The organism is Senegalimassilia anaerobia JC110 (assembly GCF_000236865.1).
Taxonomy (GTDB): domain Bacteria; phylum Actinomycetota; class Coriobacteriia; order Coriobacteriales; family Eggerthellaceae; genus Senegalimassilia; species Senegalimassilia anaerobia.
In genome coordinates, this window is record NZ_HE611019.1 from 20,705 (window position 1) to 30,176 (window position 9,472).

Sequence of the window (9,472 nt, forward strand, 5' to 3'; positions counted from 1 at the left end):
CTACTCCTCCATCCCGTTGATGACGAAATCGGTGCCGCCGGAGCGGCCCGCCTCCTCGAGCGTTTTCGCGCCGCCGGCCTGGCCGTCGGCGATGCCGCACGCCGCAAGCACGCGCTCGCGCGCGGCGGCGGGCACGATGGCGTCGCTGACGCCCTGCGCCGGATCGGCGCATTCGGGCAGGGAATCCACCCAGTCCGCGAACTTCTCCATAGACCCATGGCGCACGCTGAACACCTCGAAGCCGACAGGGTCGATCAGGAAATCGGTGACCAGGAAGCCCTCGCAGCCCAGCTGGCATGCGGCCAGGTCCTCCTTGGTGTTGTTGCCGACCATGAGCACGTCGCGGCCTTCGACGCCCGCAGCGGCAAGATTCTCCGCATAGTAGTCAGGCTTGGGTTTGACGGCGGTGGAGTTCTCGAACGTGGTGATGCGCGAGAACACCGCCGGGTCGATGCCTGCCCAGCGCAGGCGCCATTCCACGGCGCGGCGAGGGAACATCGGCATGGTGGCCAGCACCAGCGGATAGCCCTTGGCGGCAAGCGCCTCGATGGCACGCGCGGCGGCGGGATTCGGCTGAACATCGGCGCCCAGCTCGCCGAACTCGTTCTCATAGAAATCGCCGATGGCAGCTTGCAGCGTCTCGGCCGTGACGTCTTCGGGCAGGTCGATGCAGGCCAGGAACTCGGGCCAGAACGACTCGGCGTTCGCGTGGCCGGAATCATTGGTGGCCATGGCGGTGATGCCGCGCTTCATGCCGGCCATGAACTGGTCGGGGGCGACGCCCATGCGCGCGACGTAGCCGCCGAGCGCGCGGAAGTAGCTCTTCATGAAGACGTCGACGTCCATGGGCAGCAGCGTGCCGTCAAGATCGAAGAAGACGGCGCGGAAGGTTCGTTTCTCCATATATCATGCCTTTCTGCAGATTGCCGCAGGTGGGGATAGTTTTTGTCTGCGTGGTAGTATAGGGGAAGCGCCGCGCCGGCGGCGAAATGCCCATCGAAAAAGGAGTTCGCGAATGAAGTTGTTGCTGCATGCGTGCTGCGGGCCGTGCTCGCTCGAGCCGACGCGCCTGTTGAAGGCCGCGGGGCACGACATCACCATTTACTATGCGAACTCGAACATCCATCCCGCCGAGGAATACGAGCACCGGCTGGCAACGCTGCGCGCATGGGCCGCGGATGCGGGATTCGAAGTGCTGGAAGGCCCGTACGACCCGGCAACGTGGGAAGCGTGCGCGGGCCGCATCGGGGACGCCGCGATCGCCGAGATTGAGCAGGCACGGGCGAAGGCTGGCGTGAAAGGCGAGTGCGCCGGCGAACGCGAGGGCGAAATCGATGGCACGAACGAAGCCTCTAGCAACCGGTGCAAAACGGTTACCGATACGAATCACGGGGCTTCTGCCCCTGATGGCGCTTCCCTTTTCGCAAGCGCAACAGGCAGCGTCGCCCCCCGCGCCGCCGTGCTGTCGGTCGATCCCGCACGCAGGGAGGCTCGCTGCCGTGCCTGCTATCGCCTTCGCCTGGAGGAAACCGCGCGAGTAGCCGCGGAACGCGGCTTCGAGGGCATCGGCACCACGCTATCGGTGAGCCCCTACCAATATACCCAGGTCATCCGCGAGGAAGTCGAGCGCGCGGCGACACAAGCCGGGGTCGCGCCCGTGTTCGAGGACTTCCGCCCCTACTACGACGAAGCCACGCGCGAAAGCCGCGAGCTGGGAATGTACCGGCAAAACTTCTGCGGCTGCCGCATCAGCGACCTGGAAGCAGCCGCCGAACGCGCCGAGCGCAAGGAGCAGCGCGCCGCCGCAAAAGCCGCCGAACGCGCGGCCCACGCCGACGAGCGCGCCGCCGAGGAAGCCGCACGCGCAGCTCACAAAGCCGAGCGCGCAGCCTACGACAAGAAGCAGGCACGCAAGCGCGCTATCCTGAAAGCCCTACGCGAACAGGGGAAATAGTGGCTAGACTCCATCTGTCCGACGAATACGCCCTACCCCTGCTGGCACACTGCACCCGCAAAAGCAAAACAGCGGGCGAAGAGCTTGCGCCTGCATCCCAAAGCAAGGAACCCGGCGCCCTCACTCGGTTTCCGCATCGCACTTCGCCCCGAGCAAATAAGAATGCCTTCCGTTTCTCGTTGCCAGAGAAACGGAAGGCATACGACCAAACCCCCTATAACATAACCCTTGTGTACGACACGAATTTTGGGCTCGCAAACCCTTTCGCCGGCCGCTTCCCTCTTAAGCGGATGCTAGCGGATGAACATGGCATCGCCGAACGACAGCATGCGATAGCGCTCCTCGATGGCATGCTGATACGCATTCATGATGTTCTCGCGGGTGCTGAACGCGCTAACCAGCATCATGAGCGTGCTGCGCGGCACGTGGAAGTTCGTGACCAGGGCGTCCACCACGTGGAACGTGCTGCCCGGCAGCAGATATAGGCTGGTGGCATCGCGGTCGCGCGCGGTGATGGCGCCGGCGCCGTCGTCGGCCGACGGATCCCAGGCGCTTTCCAAGCTGCGCACGCTGGTGGTGCCAACGGCAACCACGCGGCCGCCGTTGGCGTGCGTACGGTTGATGGCATCGACCGTCTTCTGCGGCACCGTATAGAACTCGGTGTGCATCTTATGGGCCAGCGGGTCTTCCTCATCCACGATGCGGAACGTGTCCAAGCCAACCTCAAGCTCGACGGTTTCCCAATCGATGCCCTTCTCACGCAGGCGCTCGATCAGCTCGGGCGTGAAATGCAGGCCCGCCGTAGGAGCCGCCGCCGAGCTTTCTCGACGCGAATACACCGTTTGGTACAGCTCCTCATCGCCAGCATAGTGCTTGATGTAAGGCGGCAGCGGCGTATGCCCCACCGCGTGAAGCGCTTCGTCAAGCGAGGGGTACGTGGTGGTCAGACGAGCCACGCGCTCGCCGCGCTGGGCGCCCTCGGCCCAGTCGACAATCTCGGCGGACAGCGCAACGTTGCCTTCGCCATCCGTGAAATCCACCACCGCGCCGCTGCCGGGCTTCAAACGCTTGCCCGGACGCACGAGTACCTCCCAGATGGCTTGCTGGTTTTCGCCGGGAACAGGCTGGCCGGGGATTTGGGGCACGTCCGCATACGGCTGCGCCTTCGAGCCCACAAGCTGGCGAAGCAGGAACACCTCGGACTGCCCGCCCGTGCCGCGCTTCGCGCCGAGCAGGCGCGCCGGCAAAACGCGCGTTTCATTCGCCACCAGCAGATCGCCGGGCTCAAGATAGTCGATGATGTTGCGGAAGATGCGGTCCTCGATCGCGCCGGTTTCGCGGTCCATGACCAGCATGCGGCACGCATCGCGCACCGCCGCCGGCTCCTGCGCGATGAGCTCCTGGGGAAGATCGTAATCGAAATCGCTCGTTTTCATCGAGATGCTCCTTGTCGCACGCCCAGCATCCTGCGCCGGACATATAAAAGGCCGCGTCGCGCGCAGCCGAATAGCTTTCGAACAGGCCGATTATACGCCAGCCCGATGGTTTTTCGCGCATGTGCGAAAAGTCCGCATGCACTGCGCAGCAAGCTGACCGTGATTCGCTCTGAAGGAAGAAGTCGCTGCGCACCGCGCATCCTAAAACAGCAGCACGGGAGCCGTTCTACCTCCCATCCAACGCCGACACCGCCACCGTTGCGACGCAAATAAGCGCGGGGCGAAGCCGGTTTCCCGGATTCGCCCCGTGAAGTTCGCTGATCAACCTTCTGACCAGGCGCGTTACACGCTGAAAAGAGAAGGCTCCGCTTGCGTCGTGGGCCTAAAACATGCGACTGAACAGGCGTTTTATACGTTGAACTTGAAGTGCATAACGTCGCCGTCCTGCACCACGTACTCCTTGCCTTCCTGACGCAACTTGCCGGCGTTGCGGCAGCCCAGCTCGCCACCCAGCTCCACGTAGTCGGCATACGAAGCGGTTTCCGCCTTGATGAAGCCGCGCTCGAAATCGGAATGGATGACGCCGGCGGCCTGCGGGGCCTTCGCGCCGATGGGGATGGTCCAAGCGCGCGTTTCCGTTTCGCCGCTGGTGAAATAGCTCTGCAGGCCCAGCAGCTTGTAGGCGCTGCGCACCAGGCGCGCCAAGCCGGACTCCTCAAGGCCCATGGCCTCCAGGTACTCCTTCGCCTCGGTGGGATCGAGCTCGGCCAGGTCGGCCTCGACCTTTGCGGAAATCGGCACCGGCTGACAGCCGTCGATCTCGGCCAAATCGGCATCGAGCGCGTCCTCATCCACGTTGGCGATATAGAGGATGGGCTTCATGGTGAGCAGATGCAGGTCGTAGATGGCAGCCTGCTCGTCCTCATCCAGGTTCAGCGTGCGGGCGCGATGACCTTCGTTGAGGCCCTCGAGCACCTTCTTCGCAACCTCGAGCTTCTTCACACCTGCCTTATCGCGCTTCGCTTCCTTCTCAAGGCGCGGAATGGCCTTGTCGAGCGTGCCCATGTCGGCCAAGATCAGCTCGGTTTTGATGGTTTCAACGTCCGAGCTGGGGTTCACGCGGCCATCGACATGCACGACGTCCGGGTCGCTGAAGAAGCGCACGACTTCGCAGATGGCATCGGTTTCGCGAATGTTCGCGAGGAACTGGTTGCCCAGGCCCTCACCCTGGCTGGCGCCCGCCACCAGACCGGCGATGTCGACGAACTCGACCGTTGCGGGAACGATCTTGGCAGGATGGTCGATTTCGGCCAGCTTCTCCAGACGATCGTCGGGAACGGGGACGATGCCGACGTTCGGCTCGATGGTGGCGAAGGGGTAGTTGGCTGCCAAACCGCCCTTGTTCGTGAGGGCCGTGAACAGCGTGGACTTGCCCACATTGGGCAGACCCACGATACCGATGGAAAGCGACATGCTGAAACTTCCTTAACTAGTGAATACACTTGGCTCTTTATGATACCGCAAACAACGCCCCAGCGCGATGCCCCGCCGAATGCACGCCCAAACCGCCCAGAGCTACCCCCTTGCAACAGTTACGTCACAATGCGGCGCAAACAATTGCGCCGCCGCGCGTTTGCCCATATCATCATTAGATGGAAACCAAAGGCACCGCGCGCACGGGCGCTGCGGGCCATCACGGCGAGAGGGGTTTCTCATGAGCAAGTACGAAGGAACGCAAACCGAGAAGAATCTGCAGGCCGCCTTCGCCGGCGAGTCGCAGGCAACGAACAAGTACACCTATTTCGCATCGGTGGCGAAGAAGGAAGGCTTCGAGCAGATCGCCGAGATCTTCCGCAAAACGTCGGCAAACGAGCAGTACCACGCCAAGATGTGGCTGCGCGAGCTTCAGGGCATCGGCTCGACGGCGGAGAACCTCGAGGATGCCGCAAACGGCGAGAACTTCGAATGGACCGACATGTACGAGGGCTTCGCGAAGACGGCCGAGGAGGAAGGCTTCCCCGAGCTTGCCGAGAAGTTCCGCCAGGTCGGCGCCATCGAGAAGCATCACGAAGAGCGCTACCGCGCGCTGCTGCATAACGTGGAGACCGCTCAGGTGTTCGAGAAGAGCGAGGTCAAGGTGTGGGAGTGCCGCAACTGCGGCCACATCGTCGTAGGCACCAAGGCCCCCGACGTTTGCCCCGTATGCAACCACCCGCAGGCATACTTCGAGATCAACGCCGAGAATTACTAGGAAGTATGCGCAACACAGGCATCCGCTTGAGCTAGGAAAACAACCGCCAGAAGAACGGCGAGCACAGCGTAAGCGGCCGATTTCGAAGCATTTAGGATACGCGAAGGATAAGTTGCACGAGGCTGTCCGTCCCGCGCAATCCCGCCGAACGCAAAAACGGGGAAAGCAGGAGCTCCTGCTTTCCCCGTTATCGTTTGCATCAAGCCATACAGCTGACGACTAGTCGACGTCGATCTTGCAGACCCAGCCGTGCTTGTCTTCCAGGTTGCCATCCTGGATGCCGGTGAGGGTCTCGCGCAGCTGCTTCATAACCGGGCCGATCTCGGTGCAGCCAGCCGGGAAGACGACCTCCTGGTCGGCACCGTTGACCTTGTTGTCGATCTGGCCGACCGGGCTGATGACAGCCGCGGTGCCGCACAGGCCGCACTCGACGAACTCGCCGCCGGCAACCTCTTCCCACGTGACATAGCGCTCGTCGACGGTCATGCCCAGGTCCTGGGCAACCTGCACCAGGCTGCGGCGGGTAATGGAGGGCAGGATGGAGTCGGTATGGGACTTCGGAACCACCAGCGTGCCGTCCTCCTTCACGAACAGCACGTTCGCGCCGCCGGTCTCCTCGATGTAGGTGCGGCTTTGCGAATCCAGGTAAATGTTCTCAGCGTAGCCGTTGCGGTGCGCCTCCATGGTCGGGCGCAGCGACATGGCGTAGTTCAAACCAGCCTTGATGTTGCCGGTGCCGTGCGGCGCGGCGCGGTCATACTCGGACACGCGAAGCTTGATCGGCTTCAGGCCGCCCTTGAAGTACGGGCCGACGGGCGTGACCAGGATGCGGAACGTGTACTCGGGAGCCGGAGCCACGCCGATGACCTCGCCGGAGCCAATCATGAACGGACGCACGTACAGCGTGGCGCCGGAACCAAACGGCGGCACCCACGCAGCGTTCGCCTTCACAACTTCCTTAACGGCCTCGACGAAGCGATCCTTCGGGAAGCCCGGCATCTCAAGACGCTCAGCGGAATCGAACATGCGGCTTGCATTCATGTCCGGACGGAAGCAAACGATGGAACCCTCTTCGGTGGTGTAAGCCTTCAGACCCTCGAACACTTCCTGGCAATAATGGAAAATGCCGGCGCACTCGGAAAGATGCAGGTCGTGGTCGGTGGTCAAACCGCCCTCGTCCCACTCGCCATCCTTCCAATGAGCTTCGTAGCTGTAGTCGGTCTGATGGTAGCCGAAATCAAGGCTGCCCCAGTCAAGATCCTTCTTCTCGACCATCGTGATGCTCCTTCGTGAAAGGGCGTTGCGCGCCCAACGTGCAAATAACGCTTGCCGAATACCTTACACCCAAAACAGAGGGAAAATGGGGAACATCCAGCCCTACGGCAGGCTGAAAGGACGCAACCACGTAGGAATTTACCTGTTCGAAACAATCAGCGAGCAGGTCTTCTCGGCAAGCGCGGACTGCATTGAAAACGCTGCAGTCAGGCAATCGATGCAGCGCCACTCCTTTCCCGTCATAGAGAACGACGCAACACGCTATTCACCTCCTGCCGCAAAGCGGAGAGCCATTGCGCCCGACAGCTCATGCAACAACTCTCAGCGCAAACCGCGCTTGGAGGTGCCGTCAGCAGCCATTCCTCGGCCACCACGACCAACCCCTTCCCCCACATGCGCAAAACCATCTACTTCCCGCCATCCAAGAAGCACCGAATGCATCGCAGAGAGGCTCGCGCACAAGCAAGCGCCATATCACCCCATACAAGTCTACGAGCCCTGGCACGAACCGCGCATGACCCTAGACGAGAGGCGGCTATCTAAAAAGCAAGAGGCCGCCGACAAGCATCGACGACCTCTTGAAAATTCGCTAGCTAACTCACAGCGCTAGATGCCTATACGAACAGCCCGCTACATGCTGAACAAACCGAACTGCGCAGCAACATAAGCAACCAAGATAACCACCAGCAGCACAGGCGCGATGAACTTCACCATGACGGCGAACATCTTCTCCGCCTTGAACGGACCGGAGGATTTCACCTCGTCGATGATCGCCTTAGGCTTGATGATCCAGCCGACGAACACGCATGCCATCAAAGCGGCAATCGGCATCATCACGGAGTTGGAGATGAAGTCCAGGAAGTCCAGAATAGTGCTGCCCGGTCCCAGCGGCTCGATGAACGCCAACTGGCAGTAACCCATGTTCACGATCATGGCCATCACGAAGATGAACGCCATGGAAACGATGAGCGCCTTTTTACGTGTGATGTGCGCGGAGTCCTGAACGATGGACACGCAGGTTTCGGTGAGCGAGATGGAGCTGGTCAATGCCGCGAACACCACGAGCAGGAAGAACAGGAAGCCCATGATCGAAGCGATGCCGCCCATCTGGTCAAACACGGTCGGCAAGATCACGAACATCAGCGACGGGCCGGACTTCGAAGCAACGGCCTCGGCAGAACCCATAGCCACAAACGCAGCAGGCACGATCATCAAACCAGCCAGGAACGCATAGCCGGTATCGAACAGCTCGATACGACGCACGGACTGCTCAAGGTTGTCGGACTTCTGCATGTAGGAGCCATACGTGATCATGATGCCCATGGCCAGCGACAGGCTGTAGAACATCTGACCAAGTGCGGCAATGACCAGCTCAACGCTGAACTTGCTGAAGTCAGGCGTCAGATAATATGCCAAGCCATCAATTGCACCAGGGAGCGTGAGCTCATAAATGCAGATGCCAGCCGTCATAATCAGCAGCACAGGCATAAGGATGCGATTTGCACGCTCGATGCCGTTCTTCACGCCCAGCGCCACAATAGCGAACACGATCAGCAGGAAGGCAATAGCCCAGATGAAGCTCTCGCCACCACCGCCGATGAAGTTGGTGAAGTACGTACCGCCATCAGCAAGCGCCGCAGAGCCATCGATAAGGTACGCACCAGCGTACTTGAGTACCCAACCACCGATGATGCAGTAATAAGGCACGATAATAAACGGAATCGCGGAAGTGAAGATGCCAATAAAGGCGTATTTCTTCCCGAAAGACTTAAAGGCGCCAAGCGCACTTTGCCCAGTTTTGCGACCAAGCGCCGCCTCAAGCATCATCAACGTAAAGCCGAACGTGACAACCAATACCACGTAGGTGATAAGGAACACACCACCGCCATACTTCGCAGCCAGGTACGGGAAACGCCAAAGATTTCCCAATCCGATAGCCGAAGCCGCAGCAGCCAAAATAAACGCCCACTTGCCCGACCAGGACGCACGTGCGCCCCCTGAATTAGCAGACATGACAATCTCCCATCTTTACGATGGCGCGACCCTGCGAACATGCCGTAAACGGTCCGGATCTGTTTACGATTCCAAGCTAGAAAAGACTTGCCGTAAAGCAGATTCACCTACCGTCTTCGGCAGGTCCGCATAGGACCTTACAGGCACCGAACGTACGAGCCAATATCAACGACTCGCACAATCCCCGACACCCGCATTGCGCCAATGAACTGTATATAGCTTTGAGATTATAGTCCTCATAAGCGCTTTCAGTGACCAACAAAAATCCGAATCGGGAAGCGGCGCATAACGAAAGAAAGCCGGCCTCAGACCACCCATCGCGCAGATATAGCCATCGGAAGCACCCGAGCTGATTACACGGAGCGCATACAGCGCAGAACCGAGCAGGCGCGCAGCGCCCGAACGAAGGACCGCCCGGCAGGGACGCCCCTCCGGGCGGGCCCCCGGCACCACGATCGGCGGATGTCACGCATGCGCTGCCGTCGGTCGAGCCCCCGGGACGCGGAAAGGCGCCTTCAGGCGTCCCCCCAAGACGCGGAGAGG

The 9,472-nt window shown here is 60.9% G+C and carries 7 protein-coding genes; 2 read left to right on the plus strand and 5 right to left on the minus strand.

Features of this window, described 5'->3' with window-relative positions:
• Positions 1-903 (minus strand): HAD family hydrolase, encoded by a 903-nt coding sequence (locus SFHG_RS09910; RefSeq protein WP_081469082.1) that lies wholly within the window; start codon positions 901-903, stop codon positions 1-3.
• 112 nt (positions 904-1,015) lie between these two features.
• On the opposite strand from SFHG_RS09910, the gene SFHG_RS09915 reads away from it, so the two are divergent.
• Positions 1,016-1,954: an epoxyqueuosine reductase QueH gene (locus tag SFHG_RS09915; RefSeq protein WP_042437056.1), complete on the plus strand. Its 939-nt coding sequence runs from the start codon at positions 1,016-1,018 to the stop codon at positions 1,952-1,954.
• Between the two features lie 293 nt (positions 1,955-2,247).
• Here SFHG_RS09915 and queA read toward each other — a convergent pair whose 3' ends face one another.
• Both queA and ychF read right to left on the minus strand, forming a co-directional pair.
• Positions 2,248-3,390, minus strand: a complete 1,143-nt coding sequence (queA, locus tag SFHG_RS09920; RefSeq protein ID WP_042437058.1) for a tRNA preQ1(34) S-adenosylmethionine ribosyltransferase-isomerase QueA — start codon at positions 3,388-3,390, stop codon at positions 2,248-2,250.
• 408 nt (positions 3,391-3,798) lie between these two features.
• Positions 3,799-4,863, minus strand: a complete 1,065-nt coding sequence (gene ychF / locus SFHG_RS09925; RefSeq protein ID WP_042437060.1) for a redox-regulated ATPase YchF — start codon at positions 4,861-4,863, stop codon at positions 3,799-3,801.
• Between the two features lie 241 nt (positions 4,864-5,104).
• Between ychF and rbr the strand changes: the two genes are divergently transcribed.
• The gene (gene rbr, locus SFHG_RS09930; RefSeq protein ID WP_042437063.1) at positions 5,105-5,641 is read left to right on the plus strand and encodes a rubrerythrin; all 537 of its coding nucleotides are present in this window, start codon (positions 5,105-5,107) and stop codon (positions 5,639-5,641) included.
• A gap of 219 nt (positions 5,642-5,860) precedes the next feature.
• Here the strand turns inward: rbr and SFHG_RS09935 are convergent, their stop codons facing one another.
• Both SFHG_RS09935 and SFHG_RS09940 read right to left on the minus strand, forming a co-directional pair.
• Positions 5,861-6,916, minus strand: coding sequence for a branched-chain amino acid aminotransferase (locus SFHG_RS09935; RefSeq protein ID WP_042437065.1), 1,056 nt, complete (start codon positions 6,914-6,916; stop codon positions 5,861-5,863).
• Between the two features lie 630 nt (positions 6,917-7,546).
• Positions 7,547-8,929 (minus strand): sodium-dependent transporter, encoded by a 1,383-nt coding sequence (locus SFHG_RS09940; protein ID WP_042437068.1) that lies wholly within the window; start codon positions 8,927-8,929, stop codon positions 7,547-7,549.
• Positions 8,930-9,472 lie beyond the last annotated feature (543 nt).

Coding starts and splice junctions, on each gene's coding strand:
- queA (WP_042437058.1), bottom strand. CDS start 3,390: ATGAAAACGAGCGATTTCGATTACGATCTTCCCCAGGAGCTCATCGCG.
- SFHG_RS09935 (WP_042437065.1), bottom strand. CDS start 6,916: ATGGTCGAGAAGAAGGATCTTGACTGGGGCAGCCTTGATTTCGGCTAC.
- rbr (WP_042437063.1), top strand. CDS start 5,105: ATGAGCAAGTACGAAGGAACGCAAACCGAGAAGAATCTGCAGGCCGCC.
- ychF (WP_042437060.1), bottom strand. CDS start 4,863: ATGTCGCTTTCCATCGGTATCGTGGGTCTGCCCAATGTGGGCAAGTCC.
- SFHG_RS09910 (WP_081469082.1), bottom strand. CDS start 903: ATGGAGAAACGAACCTTCCGCGCCGTCTTCTTCGATCTTGACGGCACG.
- SFHG_RS09915 (WP_042437056.1), top strand. CDS start 1,016: ATGAAGTTGTTGCTGCATGCGTGCTGCGGGCCGTGCTCGCTCGAGCCG.
- SFHG_RS09940 (WP_042437068.1), bottom strand. CDS start 8,929: ATGTCTGCTAATTCAGGGGGCGCACGTGCGTCCTGGTCGGGCAAGTGG.